The sequence below is a fragment of the Leucobacter aridicollis genome, from assembly GCF_024399335.1.
Classification (GTDB): domain Bacteria; phylum Actinomycetota; class Actinomycetes; order Actinomycetales; family Microbacteriaceae; genus Leucobacter; species Leucobacter aridicollis_A.
In genome coordinates this window covers 1,841,475-1,864,177 of record NZ_CP075339.1, presented here as the reverse complement: position 1 = coordinate 1,864,177, position 22,703 = coordinate 1,841,475, and the positions used below count along the sequence as shown (strand labels likewise).

Here is a 22,703-nt window from a genome sequence, read left to right as displayed (position 1 = left end):
CGGTGCGCTAGACTAGTGCAGCTACAGCTTTTCTTTAATGGTGTCCAGTGAGGCGCAGAAGGGGGGCGGTGAATGACCACGCGAACGGTTCTCGATGGAGCCGAGATTTCGCGGGCCTTGACCCGAATCTCGCATGAAATCATCGAGGCAAACAAGGGAGTTGCTGACCTCGTGCTTGTCGGCATCCCCACTCGCGGGTCGATGCTCGCGCAGCGGATCGCCGAGAACATCTCGCGTATCGAGGGTGTCGACGTTCCAGTCGGGAGCCTCGACACGACGATGTACCGCGACGATCTCGCGCAGCACCCGACTCGCACCCCGCACCCCACAGACATGCCCGTAAGCGTCGACGGCGTCACGGTCGTGCTCGTGGACGATGTGCTGTTCTCCGGCCGAACCGTGCGAGCCGCGCTTGACGCGCTTGGCGACCACGGCAGGCCAAAGGCAGTCAGACTCGCGGCGCTCATCGACCGAGGGCACCGCGAACTCCCGATCCGCGCAGACTACATCGGCAAGAACCTCCCGAGTTCGCGCGATGAGCGCATCTCGGTGAAGCTCGCGGAGCACGACGGCGAGGACTCGGTCACGATCAGTGGTGGCACGCGAGACGCGGGGGAACACGCATGAGGCACCTGCTCGACACGCGCACGTTGAACCGGGATGACGCGATCCTGATCCTCGACACCGCCGAGGACATGGCCGCGACCCAGCAGCGCGAGATGAAGAAGCTCCCCACGCTTCGTGGCAAGACAGTCGTCAACCTTTTCTTCGAGGATTCGACGCGCACCCGGATCTCGTTCGAGGCTGCCGCGAAGCGGCTCTCCGCAGACGTCATCAACTTCAGCGCGAAGGGGAGCTCGGTCTCGAAGGGCGAGTCCCTGAAGGATACCGCGCAGACGCTGCAGGCGATCGGCGCCGACGGAGTGATCATTCGTCACCCCGCGAGCGGCGCTGCAGCGCGTCTCGCCTCGAGCGGCTGGATCGATGCGGGGGTGCTCAACGCAGGCGACGGAATGCACGAGCACCCAACGCAGGCCCTACTCGACGCGTTCACGATGCGCCGTCGCCTGCACGGCGATGCGAGCAGGGGCAGGGGCCTCGATGGCGCCTCCGTAATCATCGTCGGCGACATCGCCCACTCGCGCGTCGCGCGCTCGAACCTCTGGCTGCTGCACGCGCTCGGGGCGAAGGTGAGCCTCGTTGCGCCCGAAACGCTCCTGCCCTTCGGCGTGCGCGACTGGCCGGTGACGCTGTACCACTCGCTCGATGAAGCCCTTGCCTCGGAACAGCCCGACGTCGTCATGATGCTCCGGATCCAGACGGAACGCATGCACGCTGCGTTCTTCCCGAACGAACGCGAGTACGCCCGCAACTGGGGGCTGGACGACGCTCGACTCGCTCGCCTCCAAGAGCGCGCGATCGTGATGCACCCCGGCCCAATGAACCGCGGCCTCGAGATCTCCTCGGGCGCCGCCGACTCGCCACGGTCGACAGTGCTCGAGCAGGTCGCGAACGGCGTCTCAGTGCGCATGGCCTGCCTCTTCCTGCTGCTGTCAGGCGAGCGGCCCCAGAGCGAACGAACCGAAGGATGAAGGAGAAGGTAATGACTCAAGGGATCCTGATCCGCGGCGCGCGACTCGCGGCCGACCTCGTCGAGCGCGGCGCCGACATCACCGGCGCTCAGCAGATGGACCTGCGTGTCGCGGACGGCCGCATTGTCGAGCGCGGCGGAGTCGCGGGGAAGCCCCGGCTCGAGCCGCGCGACGGCGAGCACGTCATCGACGCCGACGGCCTCGTCGCGTTCACCGGCTTCGTCGACCTCCACACCCACCTCCGTGAGCCGGGATTCGAGCAATCGGAGACCGTGCTGACAGGCACCCGCGCCGCCGCGGCCGGCGGGTTCACGACAGTGTTCGCGATGGCGAACACGCTACCCGTGCAGGATACGGCCGGGGTTGTCGAACAAGTGCAGGCTCTCGGCGACGCTGCCGGCTACGCGACTGTGCGCCCCATCGGCGCCGTCACCGAGGACCTCGCGGGTGAGCGCCTGAGCGAGATCGGTGCGATGGCTCAGTCCCGCGCGCAGGTGCGCGTCTTCTCCGACGACGGCAAGTGCGTGCACGATCCGCTGCTCATGCGCCGCGCCCTCGAATACGTGAAAACGTTTGACGGCGTGATCGCGCAGCACGCGCAGGATCCCCGCCTCACCGAGGGCTCGCAGATGAACGAGGGCGCGCTCTCAAGCGAGCTCGGACTGAAGGGGTGGCCAGCGGTCGCCGAGGAATCGATCATCGCTCGCGACGTGCTGCTCGCAGAGCACGTCGGCGCGAGGCTGCACATCTGCCACCTGTCGACGGCCGGATCGGTCGAGGTGATTCGGTGGGCGAAGGCTCGCGGCATTCAGGTGACCGCGGAGGTGACGCCACACCACCTCATTCTCACCGAGGATCTCGCGCGCAGCTACGACGCGCGCTACAAGGTGAACCCGCCCCTTCGTCGGGAGGAAGACGTTCGCGCGCTCAGGCAGGCCGTCGCCGACGGGCTCATTGACATCGTCGCCACCGACCACGCGCCGCATCCAGTCGAAGCCAAGGAATGCGAGTGGGACTCGGCGGCGTTCGGGATGGTCGGCCTCGAATCGGCCTTCCCGATCGCGCTGCTCTCGCTCATCCAGCCCGGGCACGCCAGCTGGGCCGAGCTCGAGGCGCTGCTGTCGCGAAAGCCCGCCGAAATCGGCAGGCTCGCGGTTGGCGCCGACGGGGAGCACCCGAGCGCCATCGACGTCGGCCAGCCAGCCGACATCGTGCTCGTCGACCCCGAGGGCGTCAGCGTGTTCGACACCGCGCGCCTGCATGGGCTCAGCACAAACTCGCCGTTCCTCGGGATGGAGCTGCCAGGCCGGGTCGCGCACACCATTAGGAAGGGCTACCTGACGCTCGCAGACGGCGAGCTCATCGACACGGCACTCGTTGCCGAGCACGCGGCTGCACGGAATGCGGCTGCACAGCACTTGAACGCACAGAACGGAGCGAGCGCATGAGCCGCACAATGTTCCTGATCCTGTGGCTCGTCATCGCCTCCGGGATCCTCACCTTTATGGCGCTCGCCTGGCGCGCACGCAATCGGCGCGACGCAGGGCTCGCGCTGCCCGACCACGGCCTCGCCGGTGACGTCGTGCAGACGTTCGAGCACGTCGGCTACGTCTCGACGACGCCGGCGGGCGCGCCGCTTGAGCGGCTCGCGATCCCGGGCCTGCGCTACAAGGGTTGGGCTGACGTCACGGTTCGCCGCGACGGCGTCGAGATTGCTGTGACAGGCGAACGCCCGGTCCACCTCGCCGCTGCAAGCGTGCGCGGCACCGACTCGGCCGGTGGCCGCATCGGAAAGGTCGTCGAACGCGATGGCCTCGCGCTGCTGGGCTGGGAGGGCACCGATGGGCGCCCAGTCGAGTCGAGTTTCCGTTTTTCGACGGTTGGCGACCAGCGACGATTCGCAGCCGCAGTTGGCGAGATCGCCCCGGGCACAGCCACCGAGAACTTTTCACCCCCAATTGCTTCAAGCAAGACCACCCACACGAGCCAGGAGGACGCGTGACCACGACGACGAATGAAGTGACGGTGCCGCCAGCATCCGCACTCCCCACAGGAGCAGCTGTGCTCGTGATCGAGGATGGTACGCGATACGAAGGTCGCGCATACGGCGCGACCGGACGCTCGCTTGGCGAGATTGTGTTCTCGACGGGGATGACCGGGTACCAGGAGACGTTGACCGATCCCTCGTATGCGGGGCAGATCGTGATGATGACCGCGCCGCACATCGGAAACACCGGTGTAAACGACACCGATATGGAGTCTCGCAAGATTTGGGTCGAGGGCTTCGTCGTCCGCGATCCGGCTCGTCGGGTATCAAACTTCCGCGCCCAGCGCTCACTCGATGAGGATCTTGTCAACGACGGCGTCGTCGGCATCTCCGGGATCGACACCCGGGCCGTCACCCGGAAGATCCGTTCGGTCGGCGCCATGCGCGCTGGCGTGTTCTCGGGTGCAGACCTCGAGCTGTCAGCTGACGAGCAACTCGCGCTCGTTCGTGACCAGGCTGGTATGGCGGGAAAGAACCTGTCGGCGGAGGTCACGACCCCTGAGCGGTATGAGGTGCCGTCTGCCGAGGGCGTCCAGCGCGTCGGCTCGATCGCAGTGCTCGACCTCGGCATCAAGCGTGCGACAGTGCAGTACCTCTCGGAGCACGGCTTCGATGTGACAGTGCTGCCTGCGCAGACGACGCTCGAAGAGATCCGCGAGCTCGCACCAGACTCGCTCTTCTACTCGAACGGCCCTGGTGACCCTGCTGCAAGCGACGCACAGGTCGAGCTCCTCGCGCAGCTGCTGCGCGACGGCCTGCCGTACTTCGGTATCTGCTTCGGCAACCAGCTGCTCGGCCGCGCGCTCGGTCTCGACACCTACAAGCTGCCCTTCGGGCATCGTGGTATCAACCAGCCAGTGCTCGACAAGCGCACCGGTCGCGTCGAGATCACCGCGCAGAACCACGGCTTCGCAGTCGACGCGCCGATCGACGGCGAGTTCGAGTCGCCTGCCGGCTTCGGTCGCGTCCAGGTCAGTCACTACAGCCTGAACGATCAGGTTGTCGAGGGCCTCGAGTGCCTCGACATCCCAGCGTTCTCGGTGCAGTACCACCCCGAGGCGGCCGCCGGCCCGCACGATGCCTTCTACCTGTTCGACCGCTTCCGCGCTCTGGTCCAAGACCGCGCCGCAGCCGACGACACCACCACTCAGGGAGCTTAACCAGACATGCCCAAGCGTTCAGACATCAACTCTGTCCTCGTCATCGGCTCTGGCCCGATTGTCATCGGCCAGGCCTGCGAGTTCGACTACTCGGGAACTCAGGCCTGCCGCGTGCTTCGCGAGGAAGGCGTACGCGTCATTCTCGTGAACTCGAACCCTGCGACGATCATGACCGACCCCGACTTCGCTGACGCGACCTACGTCGAGCCAATCACGGCCGAGGTCATCGAGACGATCATCCAGAAGGAGAAGCCAGACGCGATCCTTCCGACCCTCGGCGGGCAGACAGCCCTCAACGCGGCCATGGAGCTCCACGAGCAAGGGATTCTCGACAAGTACGGCGTCGAGCTCATCGGCGCGAAGGTCGACGCGATCCAGAAGGGCGAGGATCGCCAGCTGTTCAAGGACATCGCGATCGCTGCCGGCGCGGGAGTCGCAAAGTCGTACGTCGCGAACACCCTCGAGGACGCGAAGGAGTACGCAAAGGATCTCGGGTACCCGCTCGTGGTTCGCCCCTCGTTCACCATGGGTGGCCTTGGCTCGGGCTTCGCGTACACCGAGGAAGAGCTCGTGCGCATCGTCACCGACGGCCTGCACTACAGCCCGACGACGGAGGTGCTGCTCGAGGAGTCGATCCTCGGGTGGAAGGAGTATGAGCTTGAGCTCATGCGCGACACCAAGGACAACGCTGTCGTCGTCTGCTCGATCGAGAACGTCGACGCAGTTGGCGTGCACACCGGTGACTCGATCACCGTCGCACCGGCGCTCACGCTCACCGACCGCGAGTACCAGAACCTCCGCGACATCTCTATCGACATCATCCGCCGCGTTGGCGTCGATACCGGCGGCTGCAACATCCAGTTCGCGATCGACCCGAGGGACGGCCGCGTCGTCGTCATCGAGATGAATCCCCGCGTCTCGCGCTCGTCGGCGCTCGCCTCGAAGGCAACAGGATTCCCGATCGCGAAGATCGCGGCGAAGCTCGCGATCGGCTACACGCTCGACGAGATCCCGAACGACATCACGCAGAAGACACCCGCGTCGTTTGAACCGGCTATCGACTACATTGTCGTGAAGACCCCGCGCTTCGCGTTCGAGAAGTTCCCTGCCGCAGATGACACCCTCACGACGACCATGAAGTCGGTTGGCGAGGCGATGGCGATCGGCCGCAACTTCACGACCGCGCTGCAGAAGTCGCTGCGCTCGCTTGAGAAGCGCGGCACGTCGTTCCATTGGGGTGAAGAGAGCCGCCCGGTTGCTGACATCCTTGAGACGATCAAGCGCCCGACTGACGGCCGTATCGTCGACGTGCAGCAGGCGCTGCGCCTTGGCGCATCGATTGAGCAGGTCTTCGAGTCGACTTCGATCGACCCGTGGTTCCTCGACCAGATCGTGCTCATCAATGAGGTAGCTGAGATGGTGAAGGCTGCCCCGCAGCTCTCGCTCGACGTGCTTCGCGAGGCGAAGGATCATGGGTTCTCGGACGCGCAGATTGCAGCCATCCGCGGCATCTCGGAGTCTGAGGTGCGCGGCCTCCGCCACGGTCTTGGCCTGCGCCCGGTATTCAAGACTGTCGACACCTGCGCCGGCGAGTTCCCGGCGCTCACGCCGTACCACTACTCGTCGTACGACCTTGAGACCGAGGTCACTCCGTCGGATCGTAAGAAGGTCGTCATTCTCGGCTCGGGCCCGAACCGTATCGGTCAGGGCGTCGAGTTTGACTACTCGTGCGTGCACGCCTCGTTCGCGCTGTCAGAGGCCGGGTACGAGACGATCATGATCAACTGCAACCCCGAGACAGTGTCGACGGACTACGATACGTCGGACCGCCTGTACTTCGAGCCGCTCACGCTTGAAGACGTGCTTGAGGTCATCCACGCCGAGCAGGCGTCGGGTGAGCTCCTCGGCGTCGTCGTGCAGCTCGGCGGGCAGACCGCCCTCGGGCTCGCGCAGCCGTTGAAGGACGCCGGGATCCCGATCCTCGGCACCACGCCCGAGGCGATCGACCTCGCAGAGGAGCGCGGCGCGTTCGCCCAGATCCTCGAGCGCGCCGGCCTCACAGCTCCGCGCAACGGCACCGCAATCGATAAGGAAGGCGCGATCCGGATCGCGGAGGAGATCGGCTACCCGGTTCTCGTCCGCCCCTCGTTCGTGCTCGGCGGCCGCGGCATGGAGATCGTGTACGACACCGAGTCGCTGCACGGGTACTTCGAGCGGATCGAGGGTCACGCCCTCGTCGGGCCCGGCCACCCGCTGCTCGTGGATCGTTTCCTCGACGACGCGATCGAGATCGACGTCGATGCACTCTACGACGGCGAGCAGCTCTACGTCGGCGGCGTCATGGAGCACATCGAGGAAGCAGGTGTGCACTCGGGTGACTCGAGCTGCACCCTGCCGCCAGTCACGCTCGGACACGACCAGATCGCCCAGGTGCGCGAGGCGACGCTTGGCATCGCCGAGGGCATCGGCGTGCGCGGACTGCTCAACGTGCAGTTCGCGATCGGTCAGGGCGTGCTCTACGTGCTCGAGGCCAACCCGCGCGCATCGCGCACGGTGCCGTTCGTGTCGAAGGCGCTCGGTATTCCGCTCGCGAAGGCCGCCTCGCGGATCATGGCGGGGGAGACCGTCGCCCAGCTCATCGCTGAGGGTTTCCTCCCCGAGCGCGACGGCTCGCGTGCTCCGATCGACGCCCCCATCGCCGTGAAGGAGGCCGTGCTCCCGTTCAAGCGCTTCCGCACCAACGAGGGGCTGGTCGTCGACTCGCTCCTCGGGCCAGAGATGCGCTCGACCGGCGAGGTCATGGGTATGGATCGCGACTTCCCGACCGCGTTCGCGAAGAGCCAGGCAGCGGCCGGCAGCTCCCTGCCGAAATCTGGAACGGTCTTTCTGTCGGTTGCCGACCGCGACAAGCGCGCCGTCGTGCAGCCCGCGCTTCGCCTGCAGGAGCTCGGCTACCGCATCCTCGCAACCCAGGGCACGCAGGTTGTGCTCGCCCGCAATGGCATCGCATCGGAGACCGCGCGCAAGCACTCGTTGCAGGCCGAGGGCGACACGATCGTCGACCTCATCAACCGTGGTGAGATCGACATGATCGTGAACACTCCTTCGGGGAGCTCGGCGCGCGCTGATGGGTACGAGATCCGCGCGGCCGCCGTGGCGGCCGACAAGCCGATCTTCACGACGGTCTCGGAGCTCTCGGCCGCCGTTGGTGCGCTGTCTGCGCTCGCGCAGGGCTTCGACGTCAAGTCGCTGCAGGAGTACGAGGCAGACCGCCAGGCCGCGCTCGCGGCGGCGGAGTGATGCCGAGCTTCGGTGCCAGGCTCGCGGCGGAGTTCGCCGCGAGCCGGCACCTGTGCGTGGGTATCGACCCGCACGCGCCGCTCCTCGCCGAGTGGGGGCTTGACGATTCACCCGCAGGCGCCGAGCGGATGGGCCGCGACGTCGTCGCGGCCGCCGCCGGCGTCGCAGCGTGCGTGAAGCCCCAGATCTCCTTCTACGAGCGTTTCGGCTCCGCTGGCTTCGTCGCGCTGGAGCGTGTCTTCGCGGACGCGCGTGACGCTGGCGTGCTTATCGTCGCCGACGTGAAACGCGGAGACATTGGTTCGACGTTCGCCGCGTACGCCGAGGCCTGGCTCGCGCCTGGCTCGCCGCTCGAAGCAGACGCGATGACAGTCGCGCCATATATGGGCTTCGAGACGCTCGCCGGGGCGTTCCCGTACGTGCGCGAGCACGGCAAGGGGCTGTTCGTGCTCGCGGCCACGTCAAATCCCGAGGCGCGTGCGGTGCAGACCGCGGTGCGCGGCGACGGTCAGACGCTCGCCGAGTCAATGGTCGCGAGCGCGAACGCGTTCAACGCCGCCGAACACCCGACGGACGGCGTCGGTTCAGTGGGCGTTGTGCTCGGTGCGACGCTCACCCTCGCCGACTTCGGCATCGATACGGCTGAGCGCGTCAGCCCGGCGCTTCCAGTGCTCGCTCCGGGCTTCGGCCACCAGGGCGCGCGGATCGAGGACGCTGCCTCGATCTTCGGGGGGATCGGCCACGCTGTGCTCGCGAACGAATCGCGCAGTATCCTTAGTGGTGGAGGCGATGGCCTCGCGGCCCGCGTCCAAGACCGGGCCGAACGTATCACTGAGGCGCTCTACGGGAGATCATGACGAAGCAGCAGGCAGGAATGCCGGAGGTAGACCGGGTCGCGGCAAACAAGGCGGCCGTGGCGGCGCGTCAGGCTCGCGCCGAGTTGAAGCGCAAGCTGCGCGGCGGCGAGATCTCACCGCTCAAGGTGCTCGAGTACTCGAAGGTGCCCGGCCACGCCGCGGCCACGCTGAGGATCACCGACTACCTCCTCTCGTTTCCCTCCATCGGGCAGGTGAAAGCGGAGCGCATTCGTGACGAGCTGCAGATCTCGGAGCGCAAGCGACTCGGTGGGCTTGGCGCGCTGCAGCGCGAACGGCTCGAGACGTTCGTGCGTGAGCGCTCAGGCGCGCTACCGCGCGGGGAGCGACCGCCGCTCACCGTGCTTGCCGGACCGACGGCTGTCGGCAAGGGGACTGTCGCGACCTATGTGCGCGACAATCACCCAGACGTGAAGCTCTCAGTCTCTGCCACGACCCGGGCGCCGCGCCCCGGCGAGATCGATGGTGTGCACTACTTCTTCGTCACTGACGAAGACTTCGACAGGATGCTCGCCGCTGACGAGTTGCTCGAGTGGGCGACAGTGCATAACAAATACCGGTATGGGACCCCGCGCGGTCCCGTCATGGACGCGAGCGCGCGTGGCGAAGTCGTGCTCCTGGAAATCGACCTGCAGGGTGCACGTCAGGTACGGCAGAGCATGCCAGACGCCCGACTCGTGTTTCTCGCGCCGCCGAGCTGGGACGAACTTGTGCGCAGGCTCGTCGGTCGAGGTACCGAAGGCGAGGAGGAGCGCGTCCGCCGGCTCGAGACCGCGAAGATCGAACTTGCAGCCGCTGATGAGTTCGATGAGATCATCGTGAACGATGAGGTTGAGACTGCTGCCGCACGCCTCGTTGAGCTCATGCGCGGCGACAGCTAAGCTTTCCAGGTGATCTCACCCACAGAGCTGCCACAGGCGCTCGACACCATCGTCACGGCTGCGACCGAGGCCATGGCCGTTGACCCCAGGCAGTTCTGGGGGATTCCGCTCGCGCTTATCGGTGCAGCACTTCTCGCCTTTGGCGCGCAGTACCAGTCGCGCGGCCTGAACAAGGTCGAACGTCTCACGGGGGAGAGCGCCCACGCGGGGCTCTCAATCAGGCATATGCTCAAGCTGCTCAGGAGACCCTCCTGGGTGGTGGGAACAGTGCTACTTGGGCTCGCAGTCGTCTTCCAGATCGGTTCGCTCTCACTGTCGCCGATCACGATAGTCCAGCCGATCGGCGTCGTCGGCCTCATCATCACCTCAGTGCTGAACTCCCGGGTTTCTGGGGTCAAGCTCGGAAAGCGCGTCACCGCCTCGATCGCTCTTGCGGTCGTGAGTATCGCGGTGTTTGTCTTCGTCGCGGCGACGAACGTCGCCGACCAGGTCGTCACAGACTCGAAACTCATCGCGATCCTCATCACGTTCGGCGTCGTGCTCCTTGCGGCGCTCGTGATGTTCGTGCTCTACCGCCACCGTGGCATCGCGCTCATCTACATCGTCGGCGCCGGAGTGCTCTACGGCTTCGTCGCGACATTCGCGAAGGTGGTCATCTCGCGTTTCCAGCAGGGCGACTTCGAGTGGCTGACGTGGACATGCGTCGCTGCTCTTGCCGCAGGCGGACTGCTCGGCATGCTGTTTGTGCAGAACGCCTACTCGTCTGGGCCGCCGGACCTCGTGGTCGCGGGACTCACGGTCATCGACCCGATGGTGGCGGTGCTCATCGGCATCCTCATCCTCGGGGAGGCCGCCGATGCGCCGCTCTGGGTCGCAATCGCCTTCGCGGTAACAGGGGCGACAGCGATGATCGGGGTCATCGGCATTTCGCGGTTCCACCCCCAGTCGGGCCAGTCGGTACTCGACCACACTGGCAAGTTGCCAGTTGTCACCCCAGACGACGCGGAGTAGTCGCTTGCGCGTGCGAACACCACTCGGACGCTCGTCACACGGTAGCTCAGCGGTGGAGCCTGAAGAGGGCGGACTGGCGACGCCGTTGTCAGCAGCCCTGCAGGCAACCCTACTCGTTTTGCTTCGCCGAGCAGGCGAACGTAACAATTCTGTGATGCGAGACCAGGCATAGGCCCAAACTTCCGGACCACATGGGAAGACCTGGTGGGCGCCGCATGGACATGTCGGGGCTTTGCCAGCCCGGAGGCGAACCTTGCTGCCCCGGAGGCGAACCTTGGGCGACACGGCGATGAGTAGGGCGTGCGGGACTTGAACCCGCGACCGATGGATTATGAGTCCAGTGCTCTAACCGACTGAGCTAACGCCCCGTGTGCTACCGCTCTAGCTTAGTGGAATTGCGGCACCTGGTTCATTCGGCCCGCCCAGTCGACGGCACGTCTTTTCGGTGGCCCCTCCCAATCCACGGGCTGTTCCATTCATCAGATGAATCGTGCTAATGTTTCCGAGTAAGGCGTGCCTTACCTAGAACAGATGAATGTTTCAGTGAAAGGCAGCCCATGATTGCGACCCTGCTGATCGGCCTTCGCGAGGGGCTCGAGGCGGCGCTCGTCGTCGGGGTCCTACTTGCCTACGTCGGAAAGCTCAACCGGCCCGACGCCGCCCGAAAGATTTGGCTCGGTGTCGCGGCAGCGATCCTGCTTTCGCTCGGGCTCGGCGCGATCCTGACCTACGGCGCATACGGGCTGTCGTTTACCGCACAGGAGGCCATTGGTGGTTCCCTCTCGATCCTTGCGGTCGCGATGGTGACGTGGATGGTGTTCTGGATGCTGAAGATGTCGCGTGGCATCAGTGGCGAGCTCCGCGGCCAGGTCGATCGTGCGCTTGTCGGCTCAGGGTGGGCGGTTGCCTTGATCGGATTCGTCTCGGTTGCCCGCGAGGGCATCGAGACTGCACTCTTCATCTGGGCGACAACCCGCGCGAGCGGCACGGCGCCCCTTGTCGGTTTTCTCACCGCGATCTCCGGCATCCTGATTGCCATCGCGATCGGCTGGGCGCTGTACAAAGGCCTCCTGAGGGTCAACCTCACGGTGTTCTTCAGGTGGACTGGAGTGTTGCTGCTCGTCTTCGCCGCCGGTGTGCTGGCGTACGGGATCCACGACCTGCAAGAGGCTGGGTTCTTGCCGGGACCGTTTGTTGCGGCGCCAGAGGGCGCCGGGCCTGTCGTCGCTGCATGGTTTGGGGAGGCCGCGTGGGCGTTCAACGTTTCGCACATCATCGCGCCAGACGGGTTGATCGCCGTGATCCTCAAGGGAACACTCGGCTTCGCACCTGAAATGACCAAACTCGAGGTGCTCGCGTGGGCGGGCTATCTCATCATCACGCTGCCACTCTTCCTCGTGCGTTCGTACGCCGGGCAGCACGCCACACGAAAGGAACGCCCATGACCTCATCCAATCTTCGCAACGCTGCCGCTGTTGCTGCGCTTAGCGCAACAGCCCTCTTGCTTGCTGGGTGCGTACCAAATGGAGCCCCGAACGCAACGTCAATTGCAGTCACCGCGAACGATGAGGGCTGCGAGGTTGCCAACGCGACCGGAACGAGCGGCACCCTGACCTTCACTGTGCAGAACGACGGGACGAAGGTCACCGAGTTCTATCTGCTCGGCAGCAACAAGCTCACTATCGTCGGCGAGGTTGAGAACATTGCGCCAGGCACCAGCCGGGACCTCACGGTGCAGGTTGGCCCAGGGGAGTACTTCACTGCGTGCAAACCAGGCATGATCGGTGCTGGCGTCGGCCATGCCGCGTTCACTGTGAGTGGCGACGCTGTCGCGACCACGCCGGAGGAGGACGCAGTGGTTGCGCAGTACGTTGCCTACGTGAAGACCCAAACCGAGGAGCTCGTTCCGCGGGTGGGAGAGTTCGTTGCAGCGTACAAGGCAGGCAACGACGACGAGGCGCGCGCGCTGTTCCCAATCGCGCGTATCAACTACGAACGGATCGAGCCAACCGCGGAGCAGTTTGGGGATCTCGATCCGAAGATCGACTATCGAAAGCCAGGCGCGATCGAGGAGGGGCTGCCGTTCACTGGCTTTCATCGAATCGAACAGGATCTGTGGCTCGACCGGGCCATCGAGAACTACTCGCAGCCTGAGAAGAACCACTACCCGAAGGATGACCTCGTTGCGCTCACGCCCGAGGAGCGCGCAACAATTGGCGATCAGCTCGTCGCTGACATCTCCGAGCTCAACGACAAGGTGAGGAGCCCCGACTTCACGCTGACTCTCGCCGACATCACTGAGGGGGCGAAGGGGCTGCTCGATGAGGTTGCTGCGCCTGACGGAAAGCTCCCGGGGGAAGAAAACGAGTTCGCGCACACCGACCTGTACGACTTCACCGCGAATGTCGAGGGGGCGCAGGTTGCCTTCGATACCGTGCGCGCGCTGCTCGTCGCGAACGGCGGTGAGGAACTCGCCACCGAACTCGACGCACGCTTCGTCGACATGCTCGACACGCTCGCCGGATACGGCTCCTACGAGGCTGGCTTTGTATCGTATGACACCGTGGATGCGACGAAGCGCAACGAGCTCGCGGCGAAGCTCACCGCGCTGAGCGAGCCGATGTCGCGGCTTACCGCGGGCGTTGTGGGAAGCTAGTACACGTGAGGCGAGACACTCCAGCGGTGGGCGGCCCCGATCAGGATCCTCGGACGCAGCTACCGAGTGGTACATCGAGACGCCAACTTCTCGGGCTACTCGGCGCTGGGGCGATCGGCCTCGCTGCAGGCGGCGCAGGCGGGGCCGCCGCCGCCAGAACGTTGCTTTCGCGTGACGGGCACCATGGCGATGCACCGAGCCCCGGCGCCGTGCCATTCCGTGGCGCTCACCAGGCGGGCATCGTTACCCCAGCGCAAGATCGACTGCACTTCGCCGCTTTCACGATGAACTCCGGCGCGACCCGTGACGACCTCATCGCGCTCCTCCGTGACTGGACTGAGGCCGCCGAGAGGCTGACCCGCGGCGAGGAAGTCGGAGACGGAATGGAGCCTGACAACGGCCTTCTGCCGCCAGACGACACCGGCGAGGCGACGGGGCTCGGAGTTGGCAACCTCACGCTCACGTTCGGATTCGGACGCAGCCTTTTCGTCGGGCATGCCGACAGGGCCGCGGAGACACAGGCAGGCGACCCCTTCGGCCTCCGCTCGCTGCTCCCCGCCGAGTTCGAACCGCTCCCGGCCTTCGCGTTCGACATTCTCGACGATACGCAGAGCGGAGGCGACCTGTGCGTGCAGGCATGCGCCGATGACCCCCAGATCGCGGTGCACGCAATCCGCAATCTCTCACGCATTGCCGCTGGCCGCGCGCACCTTGCCTGGAGCCAGCTTGGCTTTGGCCGTACCGCGTCGACTTCGCGGGCTCAGGAGACGCCTCGGAACCTGTTCGGCTTCAAAGATGGGACGGCGAACGTCATGGCCGAGGACTCGTCGGGGCTCGCCGAGCATGTGTGGGTCGGTGAGGAAGCGCCAGCCTGGCTCCGCGGCGGAAGCTACCTGGTCGCGCGGAAGATACAGATGACGATTGAGACGTGGGATCGCGCGTCTCTCGCCGAGCAGGAGCGCATCTTCGGGCGATCGAAACGAGCTGGCGCGCCCCTCACCGGTGCCGACGAGTTTGACGAACCTGACTTTGCTGCCAAGCTGCCGGCCTCTGGGGAACCAGTGATCGACATTGCCGCGCACGTGCGTCTCGCGCACCCAAAGAACAATTCGGGCAGTCAAATGCTGCGCCGCGGCTACAACTACGTCGACGGTTCAAACGGACTCGGCCAGCTTGGCGCGGGCCTCTTCTTTATCTCGTTCCAGCGTTCGCCCGAGACATTCGTTCGTGTGCAGCGCTCACTGCAGCCAGACTTGCTCAACGAGTATATTCGTCACATTGGGTCTGGACTGTGGGCGGTGCCGGGCGGGATCGGCGCCGGTGAGTTCGTCGGGCAGGCGCTGTTCGAATAGCGCCCGCCCGACGGCTCCTATGTGTCGCGCTAGGCGTCGTACGAGCGGATGGCGACGACGGCGTTATGGCCACCGAACCCAAAGGAGTTCGAGATCGCGAGCTGCGGGCCATCGGCGAGCTGCTGCGGCTCGCTTGACACCATGAGCGGGATCTCGGGATCCTGATCGACGAGGTTGATCGTCGGGGGAGCGACGCGGTTATGCACAGCGAGCACCGAGAACAGTGCTTCCAGGGCGCCTGTGCCGCCCAGCAGGTGTCCAGTCGCGGCCTTTGTTGCGGAAACCGGGATCTCGCGTGCGCGATCGCCGAACACTCCGAGCAGGGCAGTGTACTCATTGATGTCACCGACAGGGGTCGACGTCGCGTGCGCGTTGATGTGGGTGACATCCTCGGGGTGAGCACCCGCCTGCGAGAGTGCGAGCTTCATCGCGCGGATGGCGCCGTGCCCCTCGGGGTCATTTGCGGTGATGTGGTAGGAATCAGCGGTCACGCCGCCGCCGGCGATCTCGGCGTAAATCTTGGCACCGCGAGCGAGCGCGTGCTCCTCGGTCTCGAGCACGAGCGCAGCGGCGCCCTCGCCCATCACGAAACCGTCACGGTCAGTGTTGTAGGGGCGTGAGGCAGTCTCCGGTGAGTCGTTTCGGCGTGACAGCGCCTGCATCGACGAGAACGACGCGAGCGTGACCGGGTGAATGGCGGCTTCGGAGCCGCCTGCGATCACGATATCGGCGAGTCCAAGCTGCAGATGCTCGTAGGCGTTTGCAATCGACTCGGTGCTCGAGGCGCAGGCTGAGGCGACGGTGCGCGCGAACGCGCGAGCTGTGAAATGCATGGAGATCGCCGCTGACGGCGCGTTCGGCATGAGCATGGGAACCGTGAGGGGCATCACGCGACGCGGGCCCTTCTCACGAAGCGTGTCCCACGCGTCAAGCAGCGACCAGATGCCGCCAATGCCTGTTGCCCAGTCGACGCCCAGACGCTCTGCGGGAATCTCGGGTGAGCCAGCGTCGGCGAAAGCTTCCTTCGCCGCGACGAGGGCAAACTGGCTCGACGGGTCGAGGCGCTTGGCGACTGGGCGCTCAAGCACCTCAGCCGGCTGCACTCGGGCCTGGCCAGCGAATGACACTGGAAGGTCGTACTTCTCAACCCAATCGGCCTCGATAGTACGTACGCCCGACTCGCCTGCAAGCAAAGCTTCCCAGCTCTCGCTAGCGGTACCGCCCAGGGGCGAACTCGCACCGATACCGGTGACGACGATCTTCTTGCTCATGTGTTGCGCTCTCCGCGTGGCTCTGGGGGAGTCGCCCTTGTGGGGCTGTTCTCCCGAAAGTCTGTGTGATGAAGCGAGCGGCGGGGATGGGGCGGCCGATAGTGGCCGCCGCTCATCCCGCCGCGAAAGCTTCGCTTAGGCCTGAGCCTTGACGATGAAGTCGACTGCGTCGCCGACGGTCTTGAGGTTCTTGACCTCTTCGTCGGGGATCTTCACGTCGAACTTCTCTTCTGCGTTCACGACGATTGTCATCATCGAGATCGAATCGATGTCGAGGTCGTCGGTGAACGACTTGTCGAGGGCGACAACGTCGGCCGCAATACCGGTCTCATCGTTGACGAGCTCGGCGAGACCTGCGAGGACCTCTTCGTTGCTGAATGCCATTGGATTCTCCTTATTTAATGGGGGTTTGTAGTAAACCTCGTGCAGTAGTTTCTCGCAACTTCCCGCGGGAAGTCGACAGGGCGCGCGGTGCGTCCCAGAGCGAAAAGCTACGGAAGTTCGATGATCTGGGCGCCGTAGACGAGACCGGCCCCGAAGCCGATCGTGAGTGCCAGGCCCCCCGAGAGCTCGGGGCGCTCTGCGAGCAGCGCGTGCATCGCAAGCGGGATCGACGCTGCAGAGGTGTTTCCCTGCATCTCGATATCGCGTGCAATCGCGACGGTCTCGGGCAGCTTCAGTTGCTTCGCAAGCTCGTCGATGATTCGCATGTTCGCCTGATGCGGAATGAACGCGGCCAAATCAGACGGCTCGATACCGGAGGCCTCGAGCGTCTGGCGTGCGACCTTCGCCATCTCCCACACTGCCCAGCGAAACACGGTCTGGCCGTCCTGGCGCAGCGTAGGCCACGCAACGACTCCGGGAGCCTCGCGGTACTCCTCGAACGTCGACGTCATGCTGATCGTGTCCCACTTCTCGCCGTCCGAGCCCCACACTGTCGGGCCGATACCGGTGTGATCGCTCGCTCCGACGACCACGGCGCCAGCGCCGTCACCCAGCAAGAACGAGATCGAACGGTCGGTCGGGTCAACGACGTCCGAGAGCTTCTCGGCACCGATCACGAGGACGTTCTTGCAGACACCCGAACGGACGAGTGCGTCGGCCTGGCCGACGCCATACACGTAGCCAGCGCAGGCGGCAGAAATATCGAATGCCGCCGCGGGAGTGAGACCGAGCCTGTGCGCGGCGAGCGCTGCCATTGACGGCGTCACCGCAACGTTCGAGATCGTCGAGATGATCACACCGTCGATGTCTGCGAGTTCGAGACCAGACTTCTCAATGGCCTCCTGGCCAGCCTCAACCGCGAGATCGACAGCGTTCAGGCCCTTGCGGGCCCGGCGGCGCTGAACGATGCCCGTGCGCTGCCTGATCCACTCGTCAGACGAGTCAATAGGGCCAACGAGGTCGTCGTTCGGTACGTCGAGGTCGCCGCGGGATGCGCCAACCGAGAGCACGCGTGTGTGCGCCGGGCCAGTTGGCTGTACAAGAGTTGCCATGAGTCGATCCTTTCGATCAGGCTGCGTCGGTGATGAGCTGCACGGCAGCATCAAGATCAGCCGGAGTCTTTACGGCGACCGAAGGGATGCCCTTCATGCCGCGCTTCGCGATGCCGGTGAGAGCACCGGCGGGGGTGAGTTCAATGAATCCGGTGATGCCGGCCGCCTGGAATGACTCCATGCATGAGTCCCAGCGAACAGGGCTCGCGATCTGCGAGACGAGTGAGTCGCGGAAGCTGGCACCAGATGTGACAAGTCCGCCGTCGGCGTTGCTCCAGAGCTTTAGCCAGGGATCGCTGACCGCAGTGGACTCTGCTGCCTGCGCGAGGACGGGAACTGCCGACGCCATGTAGCTTGTGTGGAACGCTCCAGCGACCTGCAGCGGGATCACGCGAGCACCGCGCGGCGCCGACTCACCGAGCTTGGCGAGATCCGCCAGTGCACCCGCGGCGACAATCTGCCCTCCACCGTTTCGGTTCGCGGCAGTGAGACCCGCAGCTTCGATTGCCGAAAGCACGTCAGCCTCAACGCCGCCAACCACCGCCGACATTCCTGTCTGTTCAACAGCGGCTGCCTCCGCCATTGCGCGGCCGCGTACGCCGACGAGGCGCACGGCGTCGGTCTCGCTCACGACGCCTGAGATCGCCGCCGCGGCAAACTCGCCAACAGAGTGACCAGCGGTGCCAACTGTGGCGCCTAACGTGGTCGCGTCGAGACCTGCGCCATCAAGCCGCGCGGCAAGTGCACGCCACGACAGGATTGCAGCCGCGACAATCAGCGGCTGGGCAATCTCAGTTGCGCGAATCGTCTCAGCGTCACTCTGGGTTCCGTGCCGAACGAGGTCGACGCCCGAGGCCTCCGAGGCGGCCTCGAGGAAGCTGCGGGACGCTGAATCCGCGATCCAGTCAGTAAGGAAACCGGGGGTTTGGGAGCCCTGACCCGGGCAAGCGATAACAATCACGTCAAATAGTTTCTCAGATGCGAGCGGAACTAGCTGCATATAACCAACGATAAATTCAAAGATTCGTTGTAGGTAGCGGCCAGAAAGGGTCCCGTTGGTGCCGAAACTTGGCTAGGAGCCTCGCTTCGGCTGACGCCTGCCGCCCTGCTGTGCAATCGAACCAGCGATGAGGGCAGATTGCAGAATCAGGGACTCTCGTGCCCCAGTCGCGTTCCAGCCAATCACCTCGGAGACCTTCTTGAGCCTGTAACGAACCGTGTTCGGGTGCACGAACAGCTCGCGGGCTGTCGCCTCGAGCGACCTGCCGTTGTCGAGGTAGCACCAGAGGGTCTCCATGAGCTCGGCCGAGTGGGCGAGCAACGGTTCGTAGATCTGCTCGATGAGTGTTCTCCGGGCAAGTCCATCGCCCGCGAGTGCCCGCTCGGGAAGGAGGTCGTCAGCGGGAACCGGGCGGGGCGCATGGCGCCACGCCCGTGCGACCGCGACGCCCGCAAGCGCAGCCCGGGCGCTTCGAGACGCCTCGATGAGGTTGTCGACAGTCGGCCCGAGCACGAGCGGCCCATCAGCGAAGCCGTCGGACAGCTTGGCTGCGATCTCGAGGAAGGTTCGCTGCGGCTCCTCGGCGGCTGCTGTCGGATCGGCCTGCTGAGGCGGGGCCATTCTGCCGAGAACGAGCACGAGCCGGGTGCCCTGCAATCCGATGAGCACATCGGCACCCGCGTGTCGCGCCGTCCGTCGCATCTGATCGACATCGACGGAGCGTTCGGCGCTGCCAACAAGCACTGCCGCTTCGCCGTCACCGTGCCAGCCGAGCGCGGCGATCCTGCTCGGAAGTTCGTCGTCGGATTCGCCTGTCAGGATCGAATCCACAACGAGGGCCTCGAGCCGTGCGTCCCACAAGCCTCGAGCTTCTGCCTGTCTCGCATACACGTCCGCAGCAGCAAACGCGACGTCACGCGAATAGTGCATGATCGCTTCACGGAGCGAGTCACTGCGGGGAGCCACGCGCTCCTCGACGACTGTCACGACAACACGAATGAGCTGGAGCGTTTCCTGCAGGCTGATCGAGCGCAGCAACTCACGAGGAGCCGAGCTGAAAACGTCAGAGGCGATCCACGGGGTCGAACCGGGGTTCTCGTACCACTGAATAAACGAGCTGATCCCGGTCTGCGCCACAAGGCCGACTGCCGATCGGCGGCTCGGGGGCATGCTCCCGTACCAGGGGAGCGTGTCCTCGAGCCGCGTCACCGTCAGCGTAGCCAGCTCGCCCGAGATCGTGCGGAGCCAGGCGAGTTCCTGAGCTTTGTTGGGACTCATCCGTTCGCCCGCTAGGCGTCCCCGCCCGCGCCGCCAGTGGTTCCGGCGTTGACGTCAGCGAGCTTGTACTTCTCGGCCGCGGCAACCGGCACGCTCGCGTCGATCTTGCCCTCGAGCGCGAGGCGCTGCAGCACCTTCACCACGAGCGACTCGCGGTCGATCTTGAAGAACCGGCGCGCTGCCGCGCGTGTGTCCGAGAAGCCGAAGCCGTTCGCGCCGAGCACCGAGTAGTCGCCAGGAACGTACGGGCGAATCTGCTCGGGAACCTCTGGCGTCCAGTCGCTAACTGCAACCTTCGGTCCCTCGGCGCCTGCGAGCTTCTCGGTGAGGTACGCGGTGCGCTGTGCGCCCCCGAAGTTCTCAAAGTTGTGCTGGTCGGCTGCGAGGCCGTCGCGCTGGAGCTCGCTCCAACTCGTGACGCTCCACACATCGGCTGCAACGTCCCAGTCAGTTGCGAGGAGCTCCTGGGCCTCGATCGCCCACGGGACTGCCACGCCTGAGGCGAGAATCTGTGCCTTGTGAGTGCCCGCCGACGCGGTGCTGACGCGGTGGATGCCTCGAACGATGCCGTCTACGTCGACATCTGCAGGTTCTGCGGGGTGGATGATCGGCTCGTTGTACACCGTGAGGTAGTACATGACGTTCGGATCCTCGTGCGTGCCGCCATACATGCGCTCGACGCCCGAGCGCATGATGTGCCCAATCTCGTAGCCATAGGCGGGGTCGTAGGACACGACCGCGGGGTTCGTCGATGCGAGCAGCAGCGAGTGGCCATCCGCGTGCTGGAGGCCCTCGCCGGTGAGCGTGGTGCGCCCAGCGGTTGCGCCAATCATGAAGCCGCGTGCCATTTGGTCGCCGGCAGCCCAGATGGCGTCGCCCGTGCGCTGGAACCCAAACATCGAGTAGAAGATGTAGATCGGAATGAGCGGCTCGCCGTGTGTTGCGTACGAGGTGCCCACGTTCGTGAACGCCGCGGCTGCACCAGCCTCGTTGATGCCGACGTGGATCAGCACGCCCTCCGGGCTCTCCTTGTACGCAAGGAGCAGCTCGCGGTCGACCGAGGTGTAGTTCTGGCCGTGCGGGTTGTAGATCTTCGAGGTCGGGAAGTACGAGTCCATGCCGAACGTCCGTGCCTCATCGGGGATGATCGGCACGAAGCGCTTGCCCATGTTCTTGTCGCGCATGAGGTCCTTGAGTAGACGCACAAAGACCATCGTGGTCGCGGCCTCCTGCGTGCCCGAACCCTTTGCGGCGATCGCGTAGCTCTTCTCCTCCGGCACCGCGAGGTCGATGTGCGTCGAGCGGCGCTCGGGGAGGTAGCCGCCAAGCTCGCGGCGGCGCTCGTGCATGTACTGGATCGTCGGATCGTTCTCGCCCGGGTGGTAGTACGGCGGGAGGTACGGGTTCTCTTCGAGCTGCGCGTCAGAGATCGGGATGTGCATGGTGTCGCGGAAGAGCTTCAAGTCTTCGAGCGTCATCTTCTTCATCTGGTGGGTCGCATTGCGGCCCTCGAAGTGCGGCCCGAGGCCGTATCCCTTGATCGTCTTTGCGAGGATGACGGTCGGGCGACCCTTGTGCTCCATCGCTGCCTTGTAGGCCGCGTAGACCTTACGGTAATCGTGGCCACCACGGCGGAGGCCCCAGATCTGGTCGTCGGTGTAGTCCTTGACGAGCTCGAGCGCGCGCTCGTCGCGGCCGAAGAAGTGCTCGCGAACGAACAATCCACTCTCGGCCTTATACGTCTGGAAATCACCGTCAGGAGTGGTGTTCATGAGGTTGAGCAGCGCGCCGCTCTGGTCGCGCTGGAGCAGGTCGTCCCACTCGCGACCCCAGACGACCTTGATGACGTTCCAGCCTGCGCCACGGAAGTAGCTCTCAAGCTCCTGAATGATCTTGCCGTTGCCGCGCACCGGGCCATCGAGGCGCTGCAGGTTGCAGTTCACAACAAAGGTGAGGTTGTCGAGGCCCTCGTTCGCTGCGACCTGCAGCTGGCCGCGGCTCTCGACCTCGTCCATCTCGCCGTCACCGAGGAACGCCCAGACGTGCTGGTCGCTTGCGTCCTTGATGCCACGGTTGGTGAGGTACTTGTTGACCTGAGCCTGGTAGATCGCATTGATCGGGCCAAGCCCCATCGACACCGTCGGGAACTGCCAGAAATCAGGTGCGAGGCGCGGGTGCGGGTAACTCGGCAGCGAGTTCGGCGCGTGCGACTTCTCCTGGCGGAAGCCATCGAGCTGGTCAGCGCTCAGACGTCCTTCAAGGAACGCGCGCGCGTAGATACCGGGGGAGGCATGACCCTGCACGAAAATCTGGTCGCCGCCGCCGGGGTGATCCTGGCCGCGGAAGAAGTGGTTGAAGCCAACCTCGTACAGTGAGGCCGCTGAGCCGTACGTCGAGATATGGCCGCCGACACCGATGCCGGGGCGCTGCGCCCTGTGTACGGTCATCGCGGCGTTCCAACGAATCCATGAGCGGTACTGGCGCTCAGTGTCGTGATCCCCTGGGAAGCTCGGCTCGTTCTCTGACGCGATCGTGTTGACGTAGTCGGTCGTTGGAACCATCGGCACGCTGAGGTGCAGTTCGCGCGAGCGCTCGAGCAGACTCGTCATGATCTCGCGACCGCGGCCGGGACCGTGCGTCTCTACGACGCCGTCAAGCGACTCGCGCCATTCGGCGGTCTCAGCGGGATCCATGTCTTCGTGATCCTGCGAGTAAGGATCTTGTGTGTTCACAGCCACGGAAAGTGCTCCATTCGCCACCACGCGCAAAACCATGGGCATGTGG

General features: G+C 65.0%; 18 protein-coding genes and 1 tRNA gene. 12 read left to right on the top strand and 7 right to left on the bottom strand.

Going from position 1 to position 22,703, the window contains the following annotated elements:
• Positions 1-72: 72 nt before the first annotated feature.
• The 9 genes from pyrR to KI794_RS08325 are packed head-to-tail and all read left to right on the top strand — an operon-like array spanning position 73 to position 10,866.
• A complete protein-coding gene (gene pyrR / locus KI794_RS08365) occupies positions 73-627 on the top strand; it encodes a bifunctional pyr operon transcriptional regulator/uracil phosphoribosyltransferase PyrR (protein WP_255807737.1) in 555 nt (184 codons plus the stop codon).
• Complete coding sequence (locus KI794_RS08360; RefSeq protein WP_255807735.1) at positions 624-1,592, top strand: aspartate carbamoyltransferase catalytic subunit; 969 nt, start codon at positions 624-626, stop codon at positions 1,590-1,592. The genes pyrR and KI794_RS08360 overlap by 4 nt, the downstream gene beginning before the upstream one ends.
• Before the next feature lie 11 nt (positions 1,593-1,603).
• Positions 1,604-3,040, top strand: coding sequence for a dihydroorotase (locus KI794_RS08355; RefSeq protein WP_255807733.1), 1,437 nt, complete (start codon positions 1,604-1,606; stop codon positions 3,038-3,040).
• Positions 3,037-3,594, top strand: coding sequence for a PH-like domain-containing protein (locus KI794_RS08350; RefSeq protein ID WP_119283873.1), 558 nt, complete (start codon positions 3,037-3,039; stop codon positions 3,592-3,594). The genes KI794_RS08355 and KI794_RS08350 overlap by 4 nt, the downstream gene beginning before the upstream one ends.
• Positions 3,591-4,799 carry a glutamine-hydrolyzing carbamoyl-phosphate synthase small subunit gene (gene carA, locus KI794_RS08345; RefSeq protein ID WP_255807731.1) on the top strand — a complete coding sequence of 403 codons (1,209 nt, stop codon included), beginning with the start codon at positions 3,591-3,593 and terminating at the stop codon, positions 4,797-4,799. The genes KI794_RS08350 and carA overlap by 4 nt, the downstream gene beginning before the upstream one ends.
• Positions 4,800-4,805: 6 nt before the next feature.
• Positions 4,806-8,099: a carbamoyl-phosphate synthase large subunit gene (carB, locus tag KI794_RS08340; protein WP_255807729.1), complete on the top strand. Its 3,294-nt coding sequence runs from the start codon at positions 4,806-4,808 to the stop codon at positions 8,097-8,099.
• Positions 8,099-8,956: an orotidine-5'-phosphate decarboxylase gene (gene pyrF / locus KI794_RS08335; protein ID WP_255807728.1), complete on the top strand. Its 858-nt coding sequence runs from the start codon at positions 8,099-8,101 to the stop codon at positions 8,954-8,956. Before carB ends, pyrF begins: the two co-directional genes overlap by 1 nt.
• The gene (gene gmk / locus KI794_RS08330) at positions 8,953-9,855 is read left to right on the top strand and encodes a guanylate kinase (protein ID WP_119283869.1); all 903 of its coding nucleotides are present in this window, start codon (positions 8,953-8,955) and stop codon (positions 9,853-9,855) included. Before pyrF ends, gmk begins: the two co-directional genes overlap by 4 nt.
• A 9-nt stretch (positions 9,856-9,864) precedes the next feature.
• Complete coding sequence (locus tag KI794_RS08325; RefSeq protein ID WP_255807727.1) at positions 9,865-10,866, top strand: DMT family transporter; 1,002 nt, start codon at positions 9,865-9,867, stop codon at positions 10,864-10,866.
• A gap of 294 nt (positions 10,867-11,160) precedes the next feature.
• Here the strand turns inward: KI794_RS08325 and KI794_RS08320 are convergent.
• Positions 11,161-11,234, bottom strand: a tRNA-Ile gene (locus tag KI794_RS08320).
• 189 nt (positions 11,235-11,423) lie between these two features.
• Here KI794_RS08320 and efeU point away from each other — a divergent pair.
• Genes efeU through efeB form a run of 3 tightly spaced genes read left to right on the top strand, consistent with a single transcriptional unit; the run spans position 11,424 to position 14,874 of the window.
• The gene (efeU, locus tag KI794_RS08315; RefSeq protein WP_255807726.1) at positions 11,424-12,311 is read left to right on the top strand and encodes an iron uptake transporter permease EfeU; all 888 of its coding nucleotides are present in this window, start codon (positions 11,424-11,426) and stop codon (positions 12,309-12,311) included.
• Positions 12,308-13,522, top strand: coding sequence for an iron uptake system protein EfeO (gene efeO, locus KI794_RS08310; protein WP_255807725.1), 1,215 nt, complete (start codon positions 12,308-12,310; stop codon positions 13,520-13,522). The genes efeU and efeO overlap by 4 nt, the downstream gene beginning before the upstream one ends.
• Before the next feature lie 26 nt (positions 13,523-13,548).
• Complete coding sequence (efeB, locus tag KI794_RS08305; RefSeq protein WP_255807724.1) at positions 13,549-14,874, top strand: iron uptake transporter deferrochelatase/peroxidase subunit; 1,326 nt, start codon at positions 13,549-13,551, stop codon at positions 14,872-14,874.
• Between the two features lie 29 nt (positions 14,875-14,903).
• Here the strand turns inward: efeB and KI794_RS08300 are convergent, their stop codons facing one another.
• From KI794_RS08300 to aceE, 6 genes are all read right to left on the bottom strand, one after another.
• Positions 14,904-16,145 (bottom strand): beta-ketoacyl-[acyl-carrier-protein] synthase family protein, encoded by a 1,242-nt coding sequence (locus KI794_RS08300; protein WP_119283865.1) that lies wholly within the window; start codon positions 16,143-16,145, stop codon positions 14,904-14,906.
• A gap of 135 nt (positions 16,146-16,280) precedes the next feature.
• Positions 16,281-16,529: an acyl carrier protein gene (locus tag KI794_RS08295; protein ID WP_010157098.1), complete on the bottom strand. Its 249-nt coding sequence runs from the start codon at positions 16,527-16,529 to the stop codon at positions 16,281-16,283.
• A gap of 107 nt (positions 16,530-16,636) precedes the next feature.
• Complete coding sequence (locus tag KI794_RS08290) at positions 16,637-17,641, bottom strand: beta-ketoacyl-ACP synthase III (protein ID WP_119283864.1); 1,005 nt, start codon at positions 17,639-17,641, stop codon at positions 16,637-16,639.
• A 16-nt stretch (positions 17,642-17,657) separates the two neighbouring features.
• On the bottom strand, positions 17,658-18,602 hold the full coding sequence (locus KI794_RS08285; RefSeq protein ID WP_255807723.1) for an ACP S-malonyltransferase: 945 nt from the start codon (positions 18,600-18,602) through the stop codon (positions 17,658-17,660).
• Between the two features lie 111 nt (positions 18,603-18,713).
• The gene (locus KI794_RS08280) at positions 18,714-19,919 is read right to left on the bottom strand and encodes a PucR family transcriptional regulator (RefSeq protein ID WP_255807722.1); all 1,206 of its coding nucleotides are present in this window, start codon (positions 19,917-19,919) and stop codon (positions 18,714-18,716) included.
• 11 nt (positions 19,920-19,930) lie between these two features.
• Positions 19,931-22,657, bottom strand: coding sequence for a pyruvate dehydrogenase (acetyl-transferring), homodimeric type (aceE, locus tag KI794_RS08275; protein WP_119284292.1), 2,727 nt, complete (start codon positions 22,655-22,657; stop codon positions 19,931-19,933).
• Positions 22,658-22,703: the final 46 nt, after the last annotated feature.